The sequence below is a fragment of the Thalassovita sp. ABM4_323 genome (assembly GCF_056158665.1).
Genome location: NZ_JBSWTS010000007.1, coordinates 501,182 through 524,434, shown reverse-complemented (window position 1 = coordinate 524,434; position 23,253 = coordinate 501,182). Strand labels below are relative to the sequence as shown.

General features: G+C 60.5%; 21 protein-coding genes. 9 read left to right on the top strand and 12 right to left on the bottom strand.

Annotation, left to right across the window (positions count from 1 at the left end; genetic code table 11):
* Position 1: 1 nt before the first annotated feature.
* Positions 2-700: a fused DSP-PTPase phosphatase/NAD kinase-like protein gene (locus ACXADQ_RS04940; RefSeq protein WP_475316117.1), complete on the bottom strand. Its 699-nt coding sequence runs from the start codon at positions 698-700 to the stop codon at positions 2-4.
* Between the two features lie 136 nt (positions 701-836).
* On the opposite strand from ACXADQ_RS04940, the gene ade reads away from it, so the two are divergent.
* The 4 genes from ade (at position 837) to ACXADQ_RS04920 (ending at position 7,051) form a co-directional block, all read left to right on the top strand.
* Positions 837-2,531: an adenine deaminase gene (ade, locus tag ACXADQ_RS04935; RefSeq protein WP_475316116.1), complete on the top strand. Its 1,695-nt coding sequence runs from the start codon at positions 837-839 to the stop codon at positions 2,529-2,531.
* Between the two features lie 151 nt (positions 2,532-2,682).
* Complete coding sequence (locus ACXADQ_RS04930; RefSeq protein WP_475316113.1) at positions 2,683-4,776, top strand: 3-hydroxyacyl-CoA dehydrogenase NAD-binding domain-containing protein; 2,094 nt, start codon at positions 2,683-2,685, stop codon at positions 4,774-4,776.
* Positions 4,777-4,788: 12 nt separating this feature from the next.
* Positions 4,789-5,976, top strand: a complete 1,188-nt coding sequence (locus ACXADQ_RS04925) for an acyl-CoA dehydrogenase family protein (protein ID WP_475316109.1) — start codon at positions 4,789-4,791, stop codon at positions 5,974-5,976.
* Position 5,977: 1 nt separating this feature from the next.
* Positions 5,978-7,051 (top strand): acyl-CoA dehydrogenase family protein, encoded by a 1,074-nt coding sequence (locus ACXADQ_RS04920; RefSeq protein ID WP_475316106.1) that lies wholly within the window; start codon positions 5,978-5,980, stop codon positions 7,049-7,051.
* Positions 7,052-7,124: 73 nt separating this feature from the next.
* On the opposite strand, the gene ACXADQ_RS04915 is transcribed toward ACXADQ_RS04920, so the two are convergent.
* From ACXADQ_RS04915 to ACXADQ_RS04870, 10 genes are all read right to left on the bottom strand, one after another.
* Positions 7,125-8,159 (bottom strand): NADP-dependent oxidoreductase, encoded by a 1,035-nt coding sequence (locus ACXADQ_RS04915; protein WP_475316102.1) that lies wholly within the window; start codon positions 8,157-8,159, stop codon positions 7,125-7,127.
* Positions 8,160-8,172: 13 nt separating this feature from the next.
* The gene (locus ACXADQ_RS04910) at positions 8,173-8,598 is read right to left on the bottom strand and encodes a PaaI family thioesterase (RefSeq protein WP_475316099.1); all 426 of its coding nucleotides are present in this window, start codon (positions 8,596-8,598) and stop codon (positions 8,173-8,175) included.
* A 9-nt stretch (positions 8,599-8,607) separates the two neighbouring features.
* The gene (locus ACXADQ_RS04905) at positions 8,608-9,642 is read right to left on the bottom strand and encodes a phosphotransferase family protein (protein WP_475316098.1); all 1,035 of its coding nucleotides are present in this window, start codon (positions 9,640-9,642) and stop codon (positions 8,608-8,610) included.
* Positions 9,643-9,649: 7 nt separating this feature from the next.
* A complete protein-coding gene (locus ACXADQ_RS04900; protein WP_475316095.1) occupies positions 9,650-10,318 on the bottom strand; it encodes a histidine phosphatase family protein in 669 nt (222 codons plus the stop codon).
* A gap of 61 nt (positions 10,319-10,379) precedes the next feature.
* On the bottom strand, positions 10,380-11,582 hold the full coding sequence (locus tag ACXADQ_RS04895) for an acetyl-CoA C-acyltransferase (RefSeq protein WP_475316092.1): 1,203 nt from the start codon (positions 11,580-11,582) through the stop codon (positions 10,380-10,382).
* A gap of 3 nt (positions 11,583-11,585) precedes the next feature.
* Positions 11,586-12,518: an SDR family NAD(P)-dependent oxidoreductase gene (locus tag ACXADQ_RS04890; RefSeq protein ID WP_475316089.1), complete on the bottom strand. Its 933-nt coding sequence runs from the start codon at positions 12,516-12,518 to the stop codon at positions 11,586-11,588.
* Positions 12,515-12,994 carry a MaoC family dehydratase gene (locus tag ACXADQ_RS04885; protein WP_475316085.1) on the bottom strand — a complete coding sequence of 160 codons (480 nt, stop codon included), beginning with the start codon at positions 12,992-12,994 and terminating at the stop codon, positions 12,515-12,517. The genes ACXADQ_RS04890 and ACXADQ_RS04885 overlap by 4 nt, the downstream gene beginning before the upstream one ends.
* Before the next feature lies 1 nt (position 12,995).
* Positions 12,996-13,814, bottom strand: a complete 819-nt coding sequence (locus ACXADQ_RS04880; RefSeq protein ID WP_475316082.1) for an SDR family NAD(P)-dependent oxidoreductase — start codon at positions 13,812-13,814, stop codon at positions 12,996-12,998.
* A 23-nt stretch (positions 13,815-13,837) separates the two neighbouring features.
* Entirely contained in the window at positions 13,838-14,971 is a 1,134-nt protein-coding gene (locus tag ACXADQ_RS04875) for an acyl-CoA dehydrogenase family protein (protein WP_475316080.1), read from the bottom strand.
* A gap of 11 nt (positions 14,972-14,982) precedes the next feature.
* Positions 14,983-16,164: an acyl-CoA dehydrogenase family protein gene (locus ACXADQ_RS04870; protein ID WP_475316079.1), complete on the bottom strand. Its 1,182-nt coding sequence runs from the start codon at positions 16,162-16,164 to the stop codon at positions 14,983-14,985.
* Between the two features lie 152 nt (positions 16,165-16,316).
* On the opposite strand from ACXADQ_RS04870, the gene ACXADQ_RS04865 reads away from it, so the two are divergent.
* The 5 genes from ACXADQ_RS04865 to ACXADQ_RS04845 all read left to right on the top strand — a co-directional run bounded on the left by ACXADQ_RS04865 (position 16,317) and on the right by ACXADQ_RS04845 (position 21,294).
* Positions 16,317-17,543 carry a branched-chain amino acid ABC transporter substrate-binding protein gene (locus ACXADQ_RS04865; protein WP_475316077.1) on the top strand — a complete coding sequence of 409 codons (1,227 nt, stop codon included), beginning with the start codon at positions 16,317-16,319 and terminating at the stop codon, positions 17,541-17,543.
* A gap of 61 nt (positions 17,544-17,604) precedes the next feature.
* Positions 17,605-18,537 (top strand): branched-chain amino acid ABC transporter permease, encoded by a 933-nt coding sequence (locus tag ACXADQ_RS04860; RefSeq protein WP_475316074.1) that lies wholly within the window; start codon positions 17,605-17,607, stop codon positions 18,535-18,537.
* Positions 18,534-19,817: a branched-chain amino acid ABC transporter permease gene (locus tag ACXADQ_RS04855; protein WP_475316072.1), complete on the top strand. Its 1,284-nt coding sequence runs from the start codon at positions 18,534-18,536 to the stop codon at positions 19,815-19,817. Before ACXADQ_RS04860 ends, ACXADQ_RS04855 begins: the two co-directional genes overlap by 4 nt.
* Entirely contained in the window at positions 19,814-20,590 is a 777-nt protein-coding gene (locus ACXADQ_RS04850) for an ABC transporter ATP-binding protein (RefSeq protein ID WP_475316068.1), read from the top strand. The genes ACXADQ_RS04855 and ACXADQ_RS04850 overlap by 4 nt, the downstream gene beginning before the upstream one ends.
* Positions 20,587-21,294 carry an ABC transporter ATP-binding protein gene (locus tag ACXADQ_RS04845; protein ID WP_475316064.1) on the top strand — a complete coding sequence of 236 codons (708 nt, stop codon included), beginning with the start codon at positions 20,587-20,589 and terminating at the stop codon, positions 21,292-21,294. Before ACXADQ_RS04850 ends, ACXADQ_RS04845 begins: the two co-directional genes overlap by 4 nt.
* Before the next feature lie 51 nt (positions 21,295-21,345).
* Here the strand turns inward: ACXADQ_RS04845 and ACXADQ_RS04840 are convergent, their stop codons facing one another.
* Positions 21,346-22,977, bottom strand: coding sequence for a long-chain fatty acid--CoA ligase (locus ACXADQ_RS04840; protein WP_475316060.1), 1,632 nt, complete (start codon positions 22,975-22,977; stop codon positions 21,346-21,348).
* Positions 22,978-23,253 lie beyond the last annotated feature (276 nt).

Below are 23,253 nucleotides of genomic sequence, written 5' to 3'. Positions count from 1 at the left end.
GTCAGCCTTTCTTTCGCGCTTTGCGACCCTTGCGCGCCGCATAGGCCGTGTCAAACTCTGCTTGCAGCGCCTGGGCATCATAGTGATCGCGTAGCCAGGTTTCGAAATCCCCGCCATGGCGCTCATACGCGTCCAGCACCGCGTCCAATACCCCCGAGCGGGTGGATTTGAAATGGATGAAGCGGCGCGACATCATCTTGCGCGCTTCGGACAGCGGCTTGCCCTCGATCACCAACAAGTAGATGGCCGAGGCCAGGCTGGTCCGGTCCGCCCCTGATTTACAATGCATGAAGAAGGGGCGCTCTACGGTTCGGAAGGCCTCGATCATCTTCAGCAAGGCGTCTTGGCTAGGTGCGTTGCGCGCGCCCATGCCGGGGACGTCGATCAGCTGAATCCCCAGAGTGTTGCAGATGTCCCGCTCGATCACATAATGCGGTTTGGTGCTGTGCCCGCGAAAATTGATGACGGTTCGAATGCCGCGCTGGTGCAAACGATGCCAGCCCTTAAGCGTCGGTTGGTTGCCACGCCACACGCCGGGCGCGATCTGGAACAGATTGGTCCAGATATGGCGCAGGACTTCGTGATCGACCCAGCGCATATAAAAACGGGCCAGATCAGCGCCTTCGGGCGTATCGGGGATGTTTTCGAACGCGGCCCGTAATGCGGGATCCTTGCGAAAATACCATTTGAAGAAGCGCATAGAGGGGTCCTGATCACCGGGCTTGCCCCCAGATACTCGTTTCTTCACCGGCATTGAAGGCTGTTTTATCCTGATGTCCTGTCTCGCCATTCCTTGTGGGCTATGGCACCATGCCACAAACAGAACGAGGCGACGTATGACAGACCTGTCCCGCATCATCGATCAGGCCCGTGGCCAAAACCCCGCCGATCTGGTTCTGAAAGGGGCCAAAGTGCTGGATGTGGTCACCGGAGAGCTGCTGGAGGGCGACGTTGCCATATGCGAAGGCACCATTGTGGGCATCTGTGGTTCCTATCAGGGCACGCGCGAAATTGATGTGTCTGGCCAGATTCTTGTGCCAGGCTTCATCGACACGCATCTGCATATCGAAAGCTCGCTGGTGACGCCGTTTGAGTTTGACCGATGTGTATTGCCACGCGGGGTGACCACGGCGATTTGCGATCCGCACGAGATCGCCAATGTGATCGGTCTGGACGGTATCCGCTATTTCCAAGAGGCCGCGACGCGGTGCCTGATGGATGTCCGGGTGCAGTTGTCGTCCTGTGTGCCCTCCACGGATATGGAAACCGCCGGGGCGCGCATTGATGCCGAGGATCTGGCTAGCGTGATGGGGCATCCCACTGGAATCGGCCTGGCCGAGTTCATGAACTTCCCCGGCGTGCTGTTTCAGGACCCCGGCGTGATGACCAAGCTAGAGCTGTTTCGTGGTCAGCATATCGATGGTCATTGCCCGCAATTGTCGGGCAACGATCTGAACGCCTATATCGCGGCTGGAATCCGCACCGAACACGAGGCGACAACAGCCGCGGAAGCACTGGAAAAACTGCGCAAAGGGATGCGGGTGTTGATCCGCGAGGGCTCGGTGTCCAAGGACCTGCACGCGCTGGCGCCGATCATCACAGAGCGAAACTCGGCCTATATCTGCTTGTGCACGGATGACCGGAACCCGCTGGATATCGCCGAATATGGCCATTTGGACTATATGATCCGCACCGCTATCGAACTGGGCGCGCCGCCCTTGGCGGTTTATCGCGCCGCCAGCTTGTCGGCGGCCGAGGCGTTCGGCCTGAAGGATCGCGGCCAGATCGCGCCGGGCAAGCGGGCTGATATCGTCGCCATCACCGATCTGAACAAATGTGACGCGCAGATGGTGCTGTGTGGCGGGGTCGAGGTCACAGATGAGGCCTTTGCCGCGCGGGATTTGATTGAACCGGTCGGGCGGCACTCGGTTCAGGCACCGACCGTGGCGGCAGACAATTTCCGCACCGCTGGCAACCGCGAAGACACGGATGTGATCGGCATCATTGAGGGCAAGATCATCACCGAACACCTGCACGAGGTGATCCCCATTCGGGATGGTGACAAACGGCCTGATCCCAGCCGCGACCTGATCAAGATCGCGGTGATCGAGCGGCACGGCAAGAACGGCAACATCGCCACCGGATTCGTGCGCGGCTTTGGCCTGCAACACGGCGCCATCGCCGGGACAGTCTGCCATGACCACCACAATATCGCGGTGGTGGGGGCCGATTACGATGATATGGCGCTGGCCGCGAACCGTTTGGGGCAGATCGAGGGTGGATTCGTCGTGGTCCGTGACGGCGCGATTCTGGCCGAGCTGCCGCTGCCCGTGGCCGGGTTGATAAGCCTGGAACCTTATGAAACCGTCCGCGACCAGCTGGTCGATCTGCGCGCCGCCGCGCAATCGCTGGGCGTCACCTTGGAAGAGCCCTTCCTTCAGCTGGCATTCTTGGCACTTCCGGTGATTCCTGCGCTGAAAATCACGGATCGCGGTCTGGTTGACGTGAACAAGTTCGAGATCATCTCGTGACCCTGCGGCATTTCTTTTTTCTGCATAGCAAAACCTAATTCCACAAGTTGACGCCCTCCAAGCAACGAATTAGTTTGCTTGCGAAGGAGGAGACGCCCGCAGTGGAGACGGCCATATCCTCTTTGTTCAAAGTCAGAACGGAAAGAGAAAAATGGCTACGAAAATCCCTGTAAACGACCTCATCTCGATCGAGCGCAACGGTGATATTGCGCTTATTTGCATCGACAATCCTCCGGTGAATGCCACCGCGCAGCCCGTGCGCCAAGGGCTGCAAGACGCGATTGAACAGTTGAACGCCGAAGGCACCGCCAAGGCGATTGCGATCTATGCCACGGGACGGACCTTTGTCGCGGGCGCTGATATCCGTGAATTCGGCAAGCCGCCGCAGCTGCCTCATCTGCCCGACGTCTACAATGTGGTTGAAGACAGCGACATTCCGGTCGTCGCGATCATGCACGGCACCGCTCTGGGTGGCGGGCTGGAATTGGGCCTGGCCGCCCATGCGCGTGTCGGTGTCGAAGGTCTGCGCGTCGGCCTGCCCGAGATCAACCTGGGCCTGCTCCCTGGCGCTGGTGGCACGCAACGTGTGCCGCGTTTGGCGGGCATCCCGATGGCGCTGGATATGTCCCTGTCTGGCCGTATGGTCAGCGGAAAAGAAGCGCTGGAAAAGGGCCTGATTGATCGGCTAGAGCCCGGTGATCCGCGCGATCTGGCCTTGGCCGCCGCGCAGGAAATCATTGATGGCAAACTGGTCGCGCGTCCGACCTGTTCGTTGGACACCCCCAAGGATGACAAGACGCTGGATGATACCGCCGCGATGCTGAAGGCCAAACAGGCGCATCTGTTCTCGCCGCACAAGATTGTCGAGGCCGTGCGCGCCTCGTATCTGCCCCGCACCGAGGGGCTGAAGATCGAACGTCAGGCCTTCTGGGATTCGATGCAGACACCGCAACGCGCGGGTATGATCCATGCGTTCTTTGGCGAGCGCGCCGTGTCAGGCATCCCCGAGGCCAAGGGCGACACACGCGAGATCAACAAGATCGGCGTGATCGGCGGCGGCACCATGGGCTCGGGCATCGCGACCTCCTGCCTGATGGCCGGCATCCCCGTGCGTCTGATCGAGGTTGCCCAGGACGGTCTGGACCGCGGCGTCGCCACCATCACCAAGAACCTTGAGGGCGGTGTAAAACGCGGCAAGCTGAGCGAAGCCAAAAAGGACGCGGCGCTGGCCAACCTGCAGCCCTCGCTGGCTATGGAGGACCTGGCCGATGTTGATCTGGTGATTGAGGCCGTGTTCGAAAACATGGACGTCAAAAAGGACATCTTCGGCAAGCTGAACACCATCTGCAAAGAGGGCGCGATTCTGGCCTCGAACACGTCTTATCTGAACGTGAACGATATTGCCGACTGCACCGACCGACCCCAGGATGTGCTGGGGCTGCACTTCTTTAGCCCGGCCCATGTCATGCGTTTGCTGGAAATCGTCCAGGGCGCCAAGACCGCGCCGGACGTTCTGGCCACCGGCTTTGCGCTGGCGAAGCGTTTGAAAAAAGTGGGTGTTCTGGCGCAGGTCTGCGATGGGTTCATCGGCAACCGTATCCTGGCGCATTACCTGAAAACCGCATCCTATCTGGTGCTGGATGGCGCCAGCCCGCAGCAGGTGGATGACGCGCTCGAAGATTTCGGCTTTGCCATGGGGCCCAATAAAGTGGGCGATCTGGCCGGTCTGGATATCGGATGGGCGAACCGCAAGCGCAACGCAGCCACGCGCAATCCTGCGGATCGCTATGGCGGTGACGTGGCCGACCGGATCTGTGAAAATGGCTGGTTCGGGCGCAAGACCGGGCAGGGGTTCTATATCTACGGCAATGGCGCCCCCATTCCGAACCCCGAGGTTGCCAAGATCATTGACGATGTGCGTGCCGAAAAAGGCATCACGCCGCAAGCCTTCACCGACCAGGATATTGTCGACCGCTACATGACGGCGATGATCGTCGAGGCAACCCGCGTTGTCGAGGAGGGCATCGCGAAACGACCGCTGGACGTCGATATGGTGTTCGTCTTTGGCTATGGCTTCCCGCGTCATCGCGGTGGACCGCTGCACTATGCGGATACTGTCGGAGCCGCGACCTTGGTCGCGCGTATCCAGGACTATGCCAAAGAGGACGACCGGTATTGGCAGGTGCCCGCCTTGCTGCAGAAGATGGCAGATGACGGGTCCAGCTTTGCGGATTTGAACAGGTAGGGAGGGAAACACATGGACCTGAGCTTTTCAGCGGAGGACATCGCATTCCGCGATGAAGTCCGGGCGTATCTGGCGGAAAATCTGCCGAAACATATCTCGGATGCTGTGCGCGAGGGCGGTGAGCTGACCAAGGAACTGCTGGAGGAATGGCACGCCATTCTGAACAAGCGCGGTTGGTTGGCAACGATCTGGCCCAAGGAATTCGGTGGCCCCGGCTGGAGCCCGGTCCAGAAACATATCTTCGAAGAGGAATGCTGTCGCGCCTATGCACCGCGCATCGTTCCTTTTGGCCTGTCGATGCTTGGGCCCGTGCTGCAAAAGTTCGGGTCCAAAGAGCAACAGGATCACTATCTGCCGCGCATTCTGGACGGAACCGATTGGTGGTGTCAGGGCTATTCGGAACCGGGCGCGGGCTCGGATCTGGCCAGCCTGAAAACCCGTGCGGTACGCGACGGCGACGACTGGGTGATCAACGGCCAGAAAACCTGGACCACGCTGGGCCAGCACGCCGACTGGATCTTCTGCCTGTGTCGCACCGATCCGGACGCGAAACAGCAAGAGGGCATCTCGTTCATTCTGGTGGATATGAACACCCCCGGCATCGAGGTGCGCCCGATCAAGCTGATCGAAGGTGGTCACGAGGTGAATGAGGTGTTTTTCACCGACGTGCGCGTGCCCTATGGCAACCTGGTCGGACAGGAAAACAAGGGCTGGACCATCGCCAAGTACCTGCTGACCCATGAACGCACCGGGATCGCCGGTGTCGGGTTTTCCATGCAGGCATTGGAAGAGGTCAAGGCACTGGCGCGTAAGACGCAGCGCAACGGCAAACCGCTGATCGAGGACCCTCTGTTCGCTGCCCGCATCGCGCAGGCAGAAATTGACCTGGAGGCGATGAAAATCACCAACTTGCGGATGCTGTTCAAGGCACAGCAACAGGGGGCGCCGGGGCCGGAAACCTCGATCCTCAAGATCAAGGGCACGGTGATCCATCAAGAACTGAAGGACCTGGCACGGCGCGCGTTGGGACCAGCGGCGGCGCCCTTCCCGGGCCATATCACGGATGGCAACCTGATGTTTGGCCCAGCGGATACCGCTCACAATGCGGCGCGGTATTTCAACAACCGCAAGACCTCGATTTTCGGTGGATCAAACGAGATTCAGCGCAACATCCTGACCAAGACCATGCTGGAGCTGTGAGATGGACTTTAACCTGACCGAAGACCGCCAGATGCTGGCGGACACGCTGAACCGTTTCCTGGCCGATCAGTACCCTGTCGAACACCGCAATACGGTGGCGTATGCAGAACCTTTCCACGACCCCGCCAAATGGGAGGAGATGGCCGAATTGGGCACCCTGTTCGCTCTGGCTCCGGAATTTGCGGGTGGCATGGGCGGCACCGGTTTTGACATCTCGGTGGTGTTCGAGGCGCTGGGCCGTCAGATCACACCCGAGCCGATCCTTGGCGCCTGCATGGCCGCGCATCTGCTGGACGCCGCCGACGCCGATGCCGAGGCCTTGTTGTCCGGCGGAACGAAATACGCGGTCGCCATCACAGAATTGGACGCGGCATACGAGCTGGATCAAATCACCTGCACAGCGACCGAAACAGGCGGGGCCTACACCCTGTCTGGGCGTAAAAGTACCGTCTATGGTGGGCAAGTCGCGGATGTGTTCCTGGTGGCGGCCAAGTTGAACGGGGCTCTGGCCGTGTTCCAGGTCGCTGCGGCTGATGCGAACGTCACCGGGTATGGCTTGATGGATGGCGCGGGCGCGGCCGAGCTGTTGCTGGACGACACGCCCGCCACCCTGTTGATTGCCGATGCCACCGACGCGCTGGAAGACGCCGTAAACGCCGGGGTTGTCGCCCTGTGCGCCGAGGCCGTCGGGGCCATGGATGTGACCCATGCGACCACCGTCGATTACCTAAAACAGCGCAAGCAGTTTGGGATCCCGATCGGCAAGTTCCAGGTGCTGCAACATCGCGCCGTGGACATGCTGACCGAGATCGAGCAGGCGCGCTCGATCACCATCAAGGCGGCGGCGGAACTGGGTGGTGACGATGCCTCGCGCTATGCGTCGATGGCGAAAAACCTGATCGGTCGCGCGGCGCGTCTGGTCGCCGAAGAGGCGATCCAGATGCATGGCGGCATCGCGATGACCTGGGAATACCCGATCTCGCACTATGCGAAACGGTTGATCATGCTGGATGCGCAGCTGGGCGATACGGACTATCACCTTAGCCGGGTCATGGCGGGCAATCAGGCTGCCTAAGTCATTAGAAACAAAAAGAACCCCCGGCAGATTGGACGCTGCCGGGGGTTTTCTTTTTGCCGCTGGGCCGGGTCTAGATCTTTACGATCTGCTTGCCGAAATTCCCGCCTTTCAGCATGTTCATAAAGGCCGCCGGCGCATTTTCCAGCCCTTCGGCGACGTCCTCGATATACTTGATCTTGCCTTGCGCAACCAGCGGGCCAGCGCTGGCCAGAAACTCGGGTAGGCGGTTGAAATGGTCCGAGATGATGAAGCCGTGCACATGCAGGCGGTTGACCAGAATCGTGCGCCACATCTTGGGCAGATTGTCCTTGGCGCCCGTCATATCCCCGCCCAAAGCCCCCGCGTTATACCACGCAATCATGCCGCACAGCGGGATGCGCCCGCCGACATTCATCAGGGGTAAAACGGACTCGAGCACCTTGCCAGCGACGTTTTCAAAGTAGATGTCCACGCCATCGGGGCAGGCCTCAGCCAGGGCGGCGCGCAGCTCTTTGGCGGTGGCATAGTCGCGGTGATCCAGGCATTCGTCGAAACCGAATTCCTCTTTGGCCAGGGCGCATTTCTTTGCACCACCGGCGATGCCCACGACCCGCAGGCCCAGATGCTTGGCCATCTGTCCGACCATCGAACCAACGGGGCCCGTTGCCGCGGCCACGACCAGGGTTTCACCGGCTTGTGGGCGGCCATATTCCATCAGTCCGAACCATCCGGTAAAGCCCGGCATCCCCAGCACGCCAAGGGCGGTGGTTGACGGAACCGACGGGTCGATCTTGTTCAACTGATTGCCGGGCAGACAGCCATGCGAGGCCCAGCCGAACATACCAAACACAGTATCCCCCGCTGCGAATTTCGGATGGTTCGAGGCAATCACCTCGCCTACTGCGCCACCTTCCATCGTGTGGTTCAGCTCTACCGGGGCGGCATAGGATTTCGCGTCATCCATACGCCCCCGCATGTACGGATCCAGCGACATATGCGTCACGCGGACCAGAACCTCGCCGTCGCCCGGAACCGGCATCGGGGTCTCTTCGTAACGAAAATCCGCGTCGACTGGTTCGCCTTTGGGGCGGCGCGCCAGCGCGATGCGATGCATTGTTTCACCCATTGTTTCCTCCCGTTTATTCAATCCGTGTCTCGTTTCGCACCCGGAAGACCCCGGTGCCCGAGGCAATACGTGTGCCCAGATCATCCGTGACCAGCCCTGAGGTGAAATAGGTCTTGGCCCCGCCGCCCGTCTTGCGGCCCTCGCAGATCAGCCGCGTCCCCTTGGCCTGACCTTCGTAATTGACGTTCAACGACAGGGTCATCGCTAGTTTCTTGGCGTCACGATCCCCGGTGAAACAGCCCGAAAACCCCATCGCCGTGTCCAGAATGGTGGCATACACGCCCCCATGCGGGATGCCATAGCGGTTCATCAAATGAGGGTACATCGGCAGTTCGACCCGCGCGAAATCCGCACGCCAGTCGGTGATTTCAAACCCCAGATGGCGTTGCAGCGCATAGGGGTCCTCTAGGATCGCGGGATCAAAAGGCGTGTCCGTCATATTTGTCCCTCAGACCGAGCGAGCCGCATCCAGCCCGTGTTTCGCGAAGATCTCGACATAGGGGCCCATGGCCATGCCCCGTTCAGGATTCGAGGCATTCCCATCCAGCGCCCGCTTGTAGACGCCCTGGATGATCCCCGCCATGCGGAAGAAAGTGAAGGCCAGATAGAACCCGAATTTGTCCACGCCCGGCAGATCGCGGCGGGCGCAATAGGCGTCGATGAATTCGGCATCGCTCATCAGACCATGCGCATCGCGATCCACGCCGGCCAGACCGCGCCCATCCCCGCCCGGAGGCATCATCCATTGCATGATCACCGCGGCCAGATCGGCGTATGGGTGCCCGGTGGTGGACAGTTCCCAATCCAGCACGGCGGCGACCTCGGGGCGGTCCTTGTGGAACAACATGTTGTCGATGCGATAATCACCATGCACCAGCGTGCGCTGCCCGTCATCGGCGGGGATGTTGGTGTCTAGCCAGGTGATCAACTCTTCTACTGCGGGGATCTGATCGGTTTCCGAGGCGCGATACTGCTTGGTCCAGCGGTCGATCTGACGGCGATAGTAATTGCCCTCGGGGCCGTAATCCGACAACCCGGCGTTGGCCAGATCCACGTTATGAATCGCGGCCAGAACCTTGTTCATCGCGTCCTGAATTGGGCGGCGATCGTTGCGAGGCAGCTCGTCTAGCCGAGGATCGTCAAAATGGCGCCCGACAACTTCGTCCATGATATAGAAGGTCGAACCGATAACGCTGTCATCCTCGCACAACAAATGCATCCGCGCGACCGGCACGTCCGAGCCCTGCAGCGCGCTTTGCACCCGGAATTCACGATCCACCGCATGGGCGGATTTCAACAGCACTCCGGGCGGCTTGCGGCGCAAAACATACGCTTGCGTAGGGGTGGTCAGACGAAAGGTCGGATTTGACTGCCCGACGTTGAATTTCTCGGCCGTCAAAGGCCCGGCAAAGCCCGGCAAGTGATCCGCCAGATAGGCGGCAACGGCATCGGTATCCAGTTTGGTCGGGTCGTCAGTCGTCATGGCTTCCTCAACTATAGGTCAAGAGCGGATCAGCATTGTCCGCCGTGATATGCGGGGTCTCGTTGAACCCATGCAGAAAGAAATTGCGCGGCGTAAAGATAAAGCGGTTCACGGCGCAGTTCTTCATCTGCAATTGCAGTTGGATTTGTTGATCCGAAGGCGCGTTCAGCGTGGCTGCGATCATCTGCCCGATCGCCCCGCCCGAGCTGACTGCAATCACCTTTTCGGCGCCGCTGGCGGCGATGGACTGGCGGGCGGCCTCGACCCGGCCAGTGAAGTCAGCCCAGGTTTCCGGCGGGGTCTCGATCTCGTCGCGTTGCCAGGCCAGCACGGTGTCGCGCAGGGTGCGGAAATGCGATTTGCGTTCTGAATGCATGTTCTCAGGGGCGTCGCGATTGGCATAGTGCGCATCCAGCAAGCCACTGAAATCAAACTCGTTTAACCCGGGCAGAATGGTCGCCTGTTCCGGGTCGCGGCCCATGCCTTTGAGGATACCCTCCAGCGTTTCTCGGTGCCGCCGCTGCGCCCCGATGAACAGCGCATCTGGGTTGACGCCCTGGCGCGCCAAGGCCTTGCCCAGCTCGAACGACTGATCGTGCCCAAGGTCGGACAGAACATCGTAGTTGGCCGCCCCGAACGAGGCTTGGGCATGGCGGATGAGGTACAATTCGGGCATTTGAAATCCTTTAAGACAGAGGTTGGGGCCGCGCCTACTTTAGGGCCCCAACCGCCGGGGTTCAAAGCACTTCGAACAGGCCGGCCGCGCCCATGCCGCCGCCCACACACATGGTGCAGACCACGTATTTTGCGCCGCGGCGTTTGCCCTCGATCAGCGCGTGGCCAACCATTCGGGCGCCGGACATGCCATAGGGGTGCCCAACCGAGATCGCGCCACCATTGACGTTCAGGATTTCCTCGGGGATGCCCAGCACACGGGCCGAGTGCAGGACCTGACAGGCGAAGGCTTCGTTCAGCTCCCACAGGCCGATGTCATCCATCTTCAGACCGTGCGCTTCCAGCAATTTGGGGACCGCATAGATCGGGCCGATTCCCATTTCATCAGGCTCCAGACCCGCAGCCATCACGCCCACATAGCGGCCCAGCGGTTGCAGGCCACGCTGCTCGGCCACCTTGGCCTCCATGATGACCGAGGCCGAGGCCCCGTCGGACAGTTGACTGGCATTCCCGGCGGTGATGAATTTGCCTTCCGCCACCGCCTGGCCGTCCTTGAACACCGGCGCCAGCGATTGCAGATTTTCCAGCGTGGTGCCGGGGCGGTTGCCCTCGTCCTTGGTCAGCGTCACCTCTTTAAAGGACACCTCTTTGGTTTCCTTGTCCATCACGCCCATGGTGCTGGTCAGCGGTACGATCTCGTCATCGAACTTGCCCGCCTCTTGCGCTGCCGCCGTGCGCTGCTGCGATTGCAGGGCATAGGCGTCCTGATCCTCGCGGCTGACGTTATAGCGGTCGGCGACGATCTCGGCGGTTTCCAGCATGGACATGTACAAAGACGGCTTGTTCTTCTTGGTCCATGGGTCGGCCATCCAATCGGTGCGCATCTGCTGGTTCTGCACCAGAGAGATGGACTCGACGCCGCCGCCGATACAGATGTCCATGCCGTCATGCACAACCTGCTTGGCCGCCGTCGCGATGGCCATCATGCCGCTGGCACATTGGCGGTCCATCGACATGCCGCCGACTGTCACCGGCAGGCCCGCGCGGATCACGGCCTGACGCCCGATATTGCCCCCGGTCGAGCCCTGTTGCAGCGCCGCGCCGATCACGCAATCGCTGATTTCGGACCCGTCCAGCCCTGCGCGGCTGACGGCGTTGCTGACGGCATGGCCGATCAGCTCTTGTGCCGAGGTGTTGTTGAAAGCGCCGCGATAGGCCTTGCCAATTGGGGTGCGGGCGGTGGAAACGATGACTGCGTCACGCATGGGTCAGTCCTTTTTCTGTATGTCTATGCCGCGTATTTCTGCGGCCATGGCGATATATTTTTCGGTTTGCGAGAAGGCGCCCTCCATCGGAGTTTGGCCGTCTGCGCTGCGGATGGTGTCCAGGTTGGCCAGCACGCCCTCGGGGGACAGATCATCGCCCTGCAGGGCCACGCCGCGGGTTTCGTAGACCTTGGTTTCCGCGAAACAGCCGCCGCCAGCGCCCAGGATCATGCGGCTGGGGGCATCTTCACTGACCAAAGCCAGCAGGCCGGGGGTGATGGTTTCGGGCTTCAACAGGTCCTTGACCTCGGCCGGGAACAGCTCTTCGGTCATGCGCGTGGTGGCGGTGGGGGCCAGCATATTGGTGCGCACGTTTTTGCGGCTGCCCTCGTGGTGCAGCACGTTCATCAACCCCAGCATCGAGGCTTTGGCCGCGCCATAGTTCGCCTGTCCGAAGTTGCCATACAGCCCCGAGGACGAGGTGGTCAGGACGATCCGGCCATACTCGCGTTCGATCATATGGCGCCACAGCGCATGGGTGCAGTTGGCCGTGCCCATCAGGTGCACGTCCACGACCTTCTGGAAATCGTCCAGCGTCATCTTGGCGAAGGTCTTGTCACGCAGGATGCCCGCGTTGTTGACCAGAATGTCCACGTGGCCGTATTCGGCGATGGCCTGGTCCACCATGGCCTGAACCTGATCGGCATCGGCCACGTTTGCGCCGTTCGCGATGGCCTTGCCGCCAGCCGCGCGGATTTCCTCGACCACGGCGCGCGCCGCGTCCGAGCCCGACCCACTGCCATCGGTGGCCGCGCCCAGATCGTTGACCACAACCTTGGCCCCGCGCGCGGCCAGACCCAGCGCATGGCTGCGCCCCAGACCTGCGCCTGCTCCGGTTACAATGGCCACGCGGCCGTCAAAACGTACTTCGCTCATTCGCTCTTCTCCATGTATCGGCGTCCCAGCCAGTCAGCGACCAGCGCGGGTTTGTCCTGCCCTTCAATCTCGACCGTGACGGTCATGATTGTTTGTATCTCACCGGGGCGGAGTTCTTCGAATGATTTCAGCACGAAACGCGCCCGTATGCGCGCGCCCGACCGAACCGGAGACACGAACCGCAACCGGTTGAACCCATAGTTTACGCCCATCACCGTGCCCGTGATCGAGGGCATCTGGTAGGCCATCGAAGACAGCATCGACAGGGTCAGGAACCCATGCGCGATGGTGCCGCCGAAGGGCGTTTTTGCGGCGGCCTCGGGGTCGACATGGATGAACTGGTGGTCGTCCGTGCACGCGGCAAAGGTGTCGATCTGATCCTGGGTGATCGTGGTCCAATCCGACACGCCCAGCTCTTGTCCGACCTTGGCGCGGAACGCGTCCAGCGACAGCAATTCAGAGGCGGGAAAGCTCATCTCACAAATCCCCGCCAAACAAAGATCCCGGGGCATGGGCCTGCAACCCACCCGAAAGCGGCAGGATCGCCCCCGAGACATAGGCCCCGCCCTTACCACACAGATATTGCAGCGCGCCGGCGATATCCTCGGGGCAGCCAACGCGGCCCAGAGGAATGCCCTTGGCCGAACGTTTCTGACCCGCTTCGGTACCAATGGCAAAGGCGGTCATGTTCGATACGAACGGCCCCGGAGCGATGGCGTTCACCGTGATCCCTTGCGGGGCCAGATCATTGGACAGAACCCGCGTCATGTGATGCACCGCACCCTTGGATACGGCATAGGAATAGGTCGCAGTGCCCTTGGGAATATCCCCCATGACCGAGCCCACATTCACCACCCGCGCCGGATCCCCGGGGGTGCTGGCCTTCATCATCAGCGGCAGCAAGCTTTGCGTCAGGTGGAACATGCCGGTGACATTCAGGCCCAGCAGTTTGTCCCAGGCCTCGTAAGGATGCTGCCCCAAGGGCGCCCCCCACGTGCGGCCCGCGTTGTTCATCAGGATGTGCAATTTGTCCGTGCGTTTGCTGACTTCTGCGACCAGAGCGGCAATGCCCGCCTCGGTGGCGACATCCCCGCCAAAGCCCTCGGCGCTGCCGTCATAGCCCAGATCGTTCAGCTCGGTTGCGACCGCTTCGCACGCCTCGGCCTTGCGGCTAGCGATCAGAACACGCGCCCCGGCGGCGACCAATCCTTCGGCGGCCATGCGGCCAATGCCGGTGGCCCCGCCCGTGACCAAAGCGGTCTTGCCGCTGAGATCAAACAATTCATTCGGTTTCATTTTGTCTCCCCTCAAAGTCCCGATCAAAACCCGCGCGCGGCCGCGACCTGGGCGGCGTGATAGCCATAGTCGCCCAGCCATTCGGCCCCGACACGCGCACGTTTCATGAAAAACCCGATGTCATATTCGTCGGTCATCCCTATGCCGCCATGCATCTGCACGCCCTCGCTGACGGCCAGTTTGGCGGTCGCCGTGGCGCGGGCTTTGGCCAAGGACACAGCCATGGTCGCCTGATCCGGCGCGTCGTCCAGAACCCGGCCCGCATTGGCGATGGCGCTGGCAGTAACCTCGATTTCGCTCCACAGATGGGCGGCGCGGTGTTGCAGCGCCTGGAACGAGCCAATGGTCCGGCCGAACTGTTTGCGCTCTTTCAGATAGCCGACGGTCATGGCATAGGCCCCGCCTGCGACGCCTGCCAGCTCGGCGGCAAGAGCGGCCTGTCCGGCCTCGATCCCGCTGCGAATTGTGGCCCAGCCATTGTCCAGGTCGCCGATGATGTCATCGCCCGTCACCTCGACATTCACGAAGTCGATCCGCGCGTGATCGCGGCTGTCCACGGTGGCGGTGGCCGAGCGTTCGATGCCCGCGCGCGCCGCGTCAATGTCGAACACGGTCAGGCCGGTGCGCTCACCGACCGAGCCGCCCGTGCGCGCCACAACCAGCAGGCGATCGGCCGTGCCTCCGTCGGCGACAAACGCCTTCGCTCCGGTCAGCCTATACCCGTTTCCGACCTTTTGTGCCGCCAGCGCGCAGGAGGCCGGGTCGAACTTGGCTCCTTCGTCAATTGCCAGGGCATAGGTGGTCTGGCCGCTGCCGATATTGGTTAACGCATGCGTGGCCCGGTCCGTCGCAACATTCCGCAGAGTGGAAGCCGCAACCACAGATGTGGAAATAAAAGGGCTGGCGGACAGCACGGCCCCCATCTCTTCGCTCAGGATTCCGGCCGCGCGATGTCCCATATCCGCGCCGCCCTGTGTTTCGGGGACCAGCACCCCGGTCCACCCCATTTGCGCCATTTCGCGCCACAAGCCTGGGTCATAGGCACGTCCTTTGTCACGGTTCTCGCGCAGGGCGCTGATCGGAGAGGCCTCTTTCAGAAACCCGCGCGCTGAATCACGCAGCAGGGTTTCGTCTTCGGTTTCAAGAAGACTTTGCATATCAGAATTCCTTACTTCGACGGCAGATCGAGAACACGTTTGGCGATAATGTCCAGCATCACTTCGCTGGTGCCGCCTTCGATCGAGTTGGCTTTGGTGCGCAACCATTCGGGGGCCAATTCGCCATGCGCGCCATCCCATTCCACACCTTCGCTGCCAGTTGCGGACATCAAGATCTCGTAGCGGCGTTTGTTCAACTCGGTGCCATAGTATTTCAGCATTGCGCTGGCGTTCCCAACGCCACGCCCGGATTGCGCCTGATCCTTGTAGCGGTCCATGGTCAGGTTGAAGGCCAGATTGTCGACCTCCAGCTGCATGGCCTCGGCGCGGATGACCGGGTCAACCGTATCACCCAGAACCTCGCCGATCGCGCGACCGCCCAGCAGCCCGCCCCCGCCGGCACCAATCATTTCGCGTTCATGCGTCAGCAGGTGTTTGGCCACGTCCCATCCGCGATTTTCTGTCCCGACAATCGAAGAAATCTTTTCCCCATAAGACTTTGGTACTTTGACGTTGTCAAAAAAGGTCTCGCAGAACGGCGACTTGCCCGAGATCAATTGAATGGGTTTGGTGGTGACACCGGGCGAGGTAATGTCGATCAGCATAAAGCTGATGCCTAGGTGTTTGGGGGCCTCGCGATCCGTGCGGACCAGTGCGAAAATCCAGTCGGCCTTATTCGCATACGAGGTCCAGATCTTCTGCCCGTTCACCAGCCAATGATCCCCCATGTCCTCGGCGCGGGTCTGAACATTGGCCAGATCACTGCCGGCACCCGGTTCGGAATATCCCTGACACCAGCGAATTTCGCCGCGTGTGATTTGGGGCAGGAAGTGTTGCTTTTGTTCTTCGGTGCCAAATTCTAGCAACGCCGGCCCCAGCATCCACAACCCAAAGCTTTCCAAGGGAGAGGGAGCCCCAAGGCGCAGCATCTCTTCGCGAAAGGCCTTTTCTTGGGCGCGTGTCAGCCCGGCCCCTCCATAGGCCGTGGGCCAGCGCGGTGCCGTCAGCCCGACGTCACGCGCCCGTTCAAACCACTGTTTCTGATCTTCGCGTTTGAAGGTCCAGTTCTTTCCGCCCCAAACGATCGCGTCCTCGTCCATCGGTCGCCCCAACAGCAACTCTGGGCAGTTTTGGGTGATCCAATTGGCGAACACCTGGTTATCGTCGGCCCCCTCGGCCAAGCCCTTGATCATCTACACCCCTCCCTTTGGCGTATTTCACTATGCAGAATAGAATTTCACAAAATGATTGACAAGCGTACAGGCACCTCGTTTGATCGGCCCCGCGAGGGGGCCTCCATCTGGAATGGTCCTTTCTTTCTAAAGGGAGGAAAACCATAAATCTTGTGAAATCTGCCGCTCTGGCGGCAGCGATTGCCTTTGTTTCAACGGCAGGCGCGTCGGCCGAGACGCTGAAAATTGCTTTTATTGACCCGCTTTCCGGGCCGTTTGGTCCGTCGGGCCAGGCGGGTTTAAACGAATGGAATTACGCTGCGGCACAAGTGAATGCCAAGGGCGGTATCGGTGGCAAAGATGTCGAAATCATTGGCCTGGACAACAAGATCAACCCAAAAGAATCGCTGGTTCAGCTGCAAAAGGCACTGGATCAGGGGGTGCGATTCATCGCTCAAGGGAACGGGTCATCCGTGGCCTCGGCGCTGATCGACGCGATTGCCAAGCACAACAAGCGCAACCCGGGCGAAGAAGTTCTGTTCCTGAACTATGCCGCCGTGGATCCGGCGTTTACCAATGATCGCTGCAACTTCTGGCATTTCCGCTTTGATGCGGATGCGGACATGAAGATGGAGGCCGTGACCGACTGGGTGAAGGCCCAGGACGCGATCAAGAAGGTCTATATCATCGGGCAGGATTATTCTTTCGGTAAGGCCGTGTCGGCCGCAGCCGTCAAAAACCTGACCGAAAAGCGCCCGGATATCGAGATCGTCGGCAACGAGCTGCATCCGCTGGGTAAGGTCAAGGATTTCACCCCCTATGTGCAAAAGATCATCAGCTCGGGTGCTGACGCGGTGATCACTGGCAACTGGGGCGCGGACATGGTGCTGCTGATCAAGGCCGCGATCGATTCCGGCTATGATGGCCCAATCCTGACCTATTATGGCGGGTCCAAAGGCGCCGCGACTGCGATGGGGGCCGCTGCGGTTGGCCAGGTCAAAGCCATCGTCGAGCACAACACGAACCTGCCGATGCCTGATGCTCAGGCCACCTATGTGGATGGGTACGAGGCCGCCTATCCGGACGATAACTATTACTATCACCGCATTCACAACGCGATGAACATGCTGGCGATGGCGGCGGACAAGGCTGGCAGCACCGAGCCCAAGGCCGTGGCCTTTGCGCTGGAGGGCATGACCTATGAAAGCTCGACCGGCACGGTGACCATGCGGGCGGACAATCACCAGATCCTGCAGCCGATGTTCATGTCGACCTTCTCGGACAATGTAGGGCGCGGGGTCGAGAAATTGCCGCTGGGCTGGACGTCGGGCGAGGCAGATCGGATCGAGGCAGATTCGACCGCAACCGACACCACCTGCAAAATGAAGCGCCCGTCCTAAGCGTCTTTGCTGACATTCAGGGTGCCATTTGCGGATGGCACCCACCGATTAAGAGGTTTCCATGGAAACGATCGTATTTTCACTCCTGAACGGGGTGATCTACGGCCTCCTGTTGTTCATGCTGTCCAGTGGTCTGACCCTGATTTTCAGCATGATGGGCGTGCTGAACTTTGCACATGCCAGCTTTTACATGCTGGGGGCCTATTTCGCGTATACAATTTCCGAGGTCAGCAGTTTCTGGCTGGCGCTGGTGTTTGCCCCGATCCTTGTGGGTCTGGTGGGGGCTGCCGTTGAACGCTGGGGGCTGCGCACCGTGCACGTGAATGGCCACGTGGCCGAGCTGCTGTTCACCTTTGGTCTGGCTTATCTGATCGACGAGGTGGTCAAGATCATCTGGGGCCGCAACGCTGTGGATTACCGTATCCCCGAGCTGCTGGATTTCCCCCTGTTCGAACTGTTCGGCGCGCAATACCCGGCGTACCGGATTTTCACCTTGGTCGTGGCGCTGGCGATGCTGGTGGTGCTGTGGTTCATCCTGAACCGCACCCGCGCGGGCCTGATCATTCAGGCGGCGCTGAGCCATCCGCACATGGTGGGCCATCTGGGCCACAACGTGCCGCGCATTTTCATGACCGTGTTCGGTGTGGGCTGTGCATTGGCCGGTCTGGCGGGCGTAATCGGAGGCAACTATCTGGTCACTGATCCGGCGATGGCCGTGCAGATGGGGCCGATCGTGTTCGTGGTCGTCGTCGTTGGCGGGTTGGGCAGCCTGATGGGCGCCTTTCTGGCCGCGATGCTGCTGGGCCTGTTGCAAACCTTTGCTGTGGCGATTGATGCCAACTTTGCCGACCTGTTCGGCTGGCTGGGTCTGTCCGCCACGTCCGAGGTCGGCAGTATCACCATTTCCTCGCTGGCCCCGATGATTCCGTTCCTGATGCTGGTGCTGATCCTGATGGTGCGCCCGCGTGGCCTGTTGGGGGACCGAGAGCTATGAGCGATCAAACCATACAGAACTTTGAAAGCCTGGCACCCTCGGGCGGTCAGAAATTCGCGCAACGCGTGCTGCCCTTTGCCGGGTTGGCGCTGGTCCTGGTGCTGATCCCGATGATGGGGCCGTCGCGCACCATGTATTCGCTGATGAATGCGATGGGCATCAATATCGTTTTCGCGCTCAGCTATAACATGCTGCTGGGGCGCGGGGGGCTGCTGTCCTTTGGGCATGCGGTGTACTTCGGTTTGGGTGGCTACGCGGCCGTCCATGCGATGGGTTGGATCGAGGAGGCCGCCTATGGTGATGGCGGGTTCTGGGCCGGGTATCCGGTGTTCTTCCTGCCCATCATTGGCTTCGCTGGCGGGGCGCTGGCTGGTGCGATCATCGGCTGGCCCTCCTGTCGGCGCGCCGGGACGCCCTTTGCCATGATCTCGCTTGGTGTGGCCGAGCTGATCGCGGCGGCGGGGTTCATGTTCGGGTCGATCTTCGGCGGCGAAGAGGGTATCTCGGGCGATCGGATGAACGGGCCGGAAACCTTTGGTCTGTCGCTGGGGCCGATCAACGAGGTCTACTGGTTCATCGCCTTTTGGACGTTCGTCGGCGCTGTTGGCACCTATGCGTTCACGCGCACTCCGCTGGGCAAGATGTCCGAGGCCACCCGAGACAATCCCGAAAGGGTCGAGTTCGTGGGTTATGACCCGCAGCGCGTGCGCTATCTGGTGTTTATCTTCGCGGGTGGGTTCGCGGGTCTGGCCGGCGGTATGGCCGCGGTCAACTACGAGATCTTTACCCCCGAGGCCCTGTCTTTGGTCCCGTCAGGCATGGTGCTGCTGATGGCCTATATCGGCGGTATCCGGTACTTTGCCGGGCCCATTCTGGGCGCGGTGGTGCTGACCTATATGCAGTCGATGATGTCGGATTATTCCGAGGCCTGGCTGCTGTATCTGGGCATCCTGTTCATGGCCGTGGTGATGTTTGCACCCGGTGGTCTGGCCGGGATCGTCGCCGGATTTTTCAACGGGCTGCGGTCCGCGGATCGCACTGAGCACCTGGGGAAATGGCTGGTCTATGGGCTGGGATGTTTGCTGATGCTGATCGGCGTGATCGTTCTGGTCGAGGTCGGCGTGCATTGGTCCAACGGCTATGGTCATAGCTTTGAACCGTTCGGGCTGCATCTGGCCACTGAATCGGTGCTGACCTGGGGTTTGATCATCCTGCCTATCGTGGCTGGCGCGGGGCTTCTGCGCTTGGCTCATCTTCGCAAAAAGGAGGGCCACGCATGACGCAACCGGCACTTTCTATCACCGATTTGACCAAAAATTTCGGTCCGGCCAAGATCATTCAGGGCGTGTCGCTGGACATCGAACCGGGTGAACGTCACTCGATCATCGGGCCAAACGGGGCGGGGAAATCCACCTTGTTCAACCTGATCTCGGGCGGGTATCACCCGACCTCGGGCAGCGTAAAACTGCGCGGAACTGAAATTGGCGGGCAGAAACCGTACCGCATCAACCGCATGGGCCTGTCGCGCAGTTTTCAGGTGTCGAACATCTTCGCGAACATGACTGTGCGTGAAAATGTTCGCTGCGGGGTGCTGTATTCGATGGGCTATGGCTACAGCTTTTGGCGCAATGTGGGGAATCTGAAGCAGGTGCAACGCAAAACCGCCGAGATCCTGGAATCGGTGGACTTGCTGGACAAGGCAAACCTGCCGGCGGCCCTGCTGCCCTATGCCGATCAACGCACGCTGGAAATCGCGATCACCATCGCGGGCGGGGCGGATGTGATCATGCTGGACGAGCCCACCGCGGGCATGTCGCACTCGGAAACCGAGCGCGCGGTGGCGCTGATCAAACAGGCCACCGAGGGCAAGACCCTGCTGATCGTCGAACATGACATGGGCGTGGTGTTTAACCTGGCCGACCGGATCAGCGTGCTGGTCTACGGCCAGATCATCGCCACCGGCAAACCCGCGGAAATCCGTGGCGATCCCAAGGTGCGCGAAGCGTACTTAGGTGACGAGGCCGATGCCTTGGAACAGGAGGGTGCGGCATGACCCAACCAATGCTGACGGTGAAAGACCTGAACGCCTTTTACGGCAAATCCCACGTTCTGCGCGGGGTCGAAATGGAGATCATGCCCGGCGAGGTGATCGCCTTGCTGGGTCGCAACGGGGTGGGCCGATCTACCACCGCCAAGGCCATCATGGGCGAGGTGCCCCCCAAGGGGGACATCACGTTCAAGGGGCAGATGATCTCGGGGTTGGAAAGCCATAAAATCGCGCGGCTGGGTTTGGGCTATGTACCTGAAAGCCGGGATATTTTCCCTACCATGACCGTGCGCGACAACCTGATCCTGGGGATCAAGAACATGAAATCTCCGGGGCAATACTCGGTCGATGATATGTTGGATATGTTTCCCAATCTGCGCGAACGGGCGGACAATCTGGCGGGCGTTCTGTCGGGCGGGGAAAAGCAGATGCTGACGATGTGCCGGACGCTGATGGGCGACCCGGACCTGATCATCATCGACGAACCAACCGAGGGTCTGGCCCCCAAGATCGTGCACCAGATCGGTGACATGATCGCCGAGATCGCCAAAACCGGCGTCGCAATTTTGCTGGTCGAACAAAAGCTGTCGATCGCGCTGCGGATCGCCAATCGGGTCTATGTGATGGGGCATGGCGAGATCGTCTGGTCTGGCACGCCCGCCGATTTTCGGGACCGCGAGGATGTTCGCAAAGAGTGGCTGGAGGTCTAGAACCTGCCGACCGAAACCAATTGGGGCGCCAGATGAGGCGCCCCTTTTTGGTTACCGCATGTCGGGTAGTACATAGTCCGACAGCTGATTGCGCAGGGTGAGTTTCGAGGTCTTCCCGGTCGCTGTCAGCGGCAGCTCATCCACCCAGATCACGTCGTCGGGCAACTGCCATTTGGCGAAATGCTCGGACATATGGGTGTGGATTTCGTCCAGATCGGGTTTGTCAGCGCCCGCTGCGACAGCAACCAGAATGGGGCGCTCATCCCATTTCGGATGCGGCATCGCGATGGCGGCGCAGGCCGCGATTAACGGGTGAGCCATCGCGACGTTTTCCAGATCAATCGACGAGATCCACTCGCCCCCAGACTTGATCAGGTCCTTGGCGCGATCCTGGATGGACAGGATGCCATCGCTGTCGATGCTGGCGATGTCGCCCGTGCCGAACCAACCGTCAGAGTCCAATGCGGCCTGGGTCGCTTCGGGGTTGTTGAAATAGCCCGACACCACGGTGTTGCCGCGCACAAACAGCTCGCCGACGGCTTTGCCGTCATGTGCCACGCGCTGACCATTGTCATCGACGATTTTCAGTTCAACGCCAAACACGCGACGGCCCTGCAGGGATTTCTTGTCGATCATCTGATCAAAGGGCAGCTCGTCAACCCAGTTGGGCATGACCCCATGGGTGCCGATGGGGCTCATTTCCGTCATGCCCCATGCATGGCCCACGGCAACGCCCAGTTTTTCAAATTTCTCGATCATGGTGCGCGGCGCGGCCGAGCCGCCGACAACCACATCCGAGAATCCCTCGGGTTTGCGACCTTGCTTTTCGATCTCGGCCATCAGGCCCATCCAGACGGTGGGGACGCCCCAGGCGCTGTCGACTTTTTCGCTGTCCATCAGCTTGAACAGGCTTTCTCCATCCAGGTGCTGACCAGGCATGATCAGCGACAGGCCCAGCATGGGCGCGGCATAGGGCAGACCCCAGGCGTTGACATGAAACAGCGGCACAACGGGCAGAACTTTGCCCTCTTTTGGGATCGCGCCGCCCACGGTGCTGGCCAGGATCAAAGCATGCAACACGGTCGAGCGATGGGTATACAGCGCGCCCTTGGGATTGCCCGTGGTCCCCGAGGTATAGCACAGCCCACAGGCGGTGTTTTCGTCGAATTCGGGCCAGTCGAAATGATCTGGTTGGCCGTCCAGCAGCTCTTCGTAACACAGCGCGTTCAGGCTGTTTTCCGGCATATGTGCGCGATCCGTCATCACGACATAGGTCATCTGGGCGGGCAGGTGATCCTTGACCGCTTCGAGGATCGGAACAAAGGTCGTGTCCACGAAAATCATCTTATCGGCGGCATGGTTGACGATATAGATCAGCTGTTCGGCCGAAAGGCGCGGATTGATCGTATGACAGATCGCGCCGATGCCGGAAATCGCATAGTACAGTTCGAAATGCCGGTACCCATTCCAGGCCAGGGTCGCGATTCGATCCCCGAGACTCACGCCGCGATCCTGCAAGGCGTGCGCCAGCTGCGCCACGCGGGGCACGGTTTCGGCATAGGTCTGTCGGTGAATGTCGCCCTCGGTTCGGGCCGAAACGATCTCGGACCCGGCATTTGCGTCCGCTCCGAATGTTAACAGATCGCTGACCAGCAACGGCCGCTGCATCATCATGCCTTGCATGAATTCCTCCCTAAGAAAATCTCCCTGACAAAAAGACTAGCGCGAAGCCGCAGGACAGCCAAAACGAAATTACCTTCCGCGATGCGATTTTCCGGGTTTCTTGGGACTGACGATGCGTCACATCTTTCTGGAAAAAAATTCAATGGGTTAATTGGGAATGTGCCGCACCGTCATACGCTATGACGTCCGGCGCGCAGTTGCCTGCGTGGCGTGCAGCCCGTACTCTGATCTTAGACAAACCGGGGCCGAATTGCGCCGGACGAGAGGGAGAGAAAC

What these genes read in the sequence shown, in the direction of transcription:
- ACXADQ_RS04930 (WP_475316113.1), top strand. Translation starts at nt 2,683, where the DNA reads ATGGCTACGAAAATCCCTGTAAACGACCTCATCTCGATCGAGCGCAAC.
- ACXADQ_RS04870 (WP_475316079.1), bottom strand. Translation starts at nt 16,164, where the DNA reads ATGATCAAGGGCTTGGCCGAGGGGGCCGACGATAACCAGGTGTTCGCC.
- ACXADQ_RS04895 (WP_475316092.1), bottom strand. Translation starts at nt 11,582, where the DNA reads ATGCGTGACGCAGTCATCGTTTCCACCGCCCGCACCCCAATTGGCAAG.
- ACXADQ_RS04905 (WP_475316098.1), bottom strand. Translation starts at nt 9,642, where the DNA reads ATGACGACTGACGACCCGACCAAACTGGATACCGATGCCGTTGCCGCC.
- ACXADQ_RS04855 (WP_475316072.1), top strand. Translation starts at nt 18,534, where the DNA reads ATGAGCGATCAAACCATACAGAACTTTGAAAGCCTGGCACCCTCGGGC.
- ACXADQ_RS04880 (WP_475316082.1), bottom strand. Translation starts at nt 13,814, where the DNA reads ATGAAACCGAATGAATTGTTTGATCTCAGCGGCAAGACCGCTTTGGTC.
- ACXADQ_RS04900 (WP_475316095.1), bottom strand. Translation starts at nt 10,318, where the DNA reads ATGCCCGAATTGTACCTCATCCGCCATGCCCAAGCCTCGTTCGGGGCG.
- ACXADQ_RS04875 (WP_475316080.1), bottom strand. Translation starts at nt 14,971, where the DNA reads ATGCAAAGTCTTCTTGAAACCGAAGACGAAACCCTGCTGCGTGATTCA.
- ACXADQ_RS04925 (WP_475316109.1), top strand. Translation starts at nt 4,789, where the DNA reads ATGGACCTGAGCTTTTCAGCGGAGGACATCGCATTCCGCGATGAAGTC.
- ACXADQ_RS04920 (WP_475316106.1), top strand. Translation starts at nt 5,978, where the DNA reads ATGGACTTTAACCTGACCGAAGACCGCCAGATGCTGGCGGACACGCTG.
- ACXADQ_RS04940 (WP_475316117.1), bottom strand. Translation starts at nt 700, where the DNA reads ATGCGCTTCTTCAAATGGTATTTTCGCAAGGATCCCGCATTACGGGCC.
- ACXADQ_RS04915 (WP_475316102.1), bottom strand. Translation starts at nt 8,159, where the DNA reads ATGGGTGAAACAATGCATCGCATCGCGCTGGCGCGCCGCCCCAAAGGC.
- ACXADQ_RS04840 (WP_475316060.1), bottom strand. Translation starts at nt 22,977, where the DNA reads ATGCAAGGCATGATGATGCAGCGGCCGTTGCTGGTCAGCGATCTGTTA.
- ade (WP_475316116.1), top strand. Translation starts at nt 837, where the DNA reads ATGACAGACCTGTCCCGCATCATCGATCAGGCCCGTGGCCAAAACCCC.
- ACXADQ_RS04845 (WP_475316064.1), top strand. Translation starts at nt 20,587, where the DNA reads ATGACCCAACCAATGCTGACGGTGAAAGACCTGAACGCCTTTTACGGC.
- ACXADQ_RS04890 (WP_475316089.1), bottom strand. Translation starts at nt 12,518, where the DNA reads ATGAGCGAAGTACGTTTTGACGGCCGCGTGGCCATTGTAACCGGAGCA.
- ACXADQ_RS04860 (WP_475316074.1), top strand. Translation starts at nt 17,605, where the DNA reads ATGGAAACGATCGTATTTTCACTCCTGAACGGGGTGATCTACGGCCTC.
- ACXADQ_RS04910 (WP_475316099.1), bottom strand. Translation starts at nt 8,598, where the DNA reads ATGACGGACACGCCTTTTGATCCCGCGATCCTAGAGGACCCCTATGCG.
- ACXADQ_RS04885 (WP_475316085.1), bottom strand. Translation starts at nt 12,994, where the DNA reads ATGAGCTTTCCCGCCTCTGAATTGCTGTCGCTGGACGCGTTCCGCGCC.
- ACXADQ_RS04850 (WP_475316068.1), top strand. Translation starts at nt 19,814, where the DNA reads ATGACGCAACCGGCACTTTCTATCACCGATTTGACCAAAAATTTCGGT.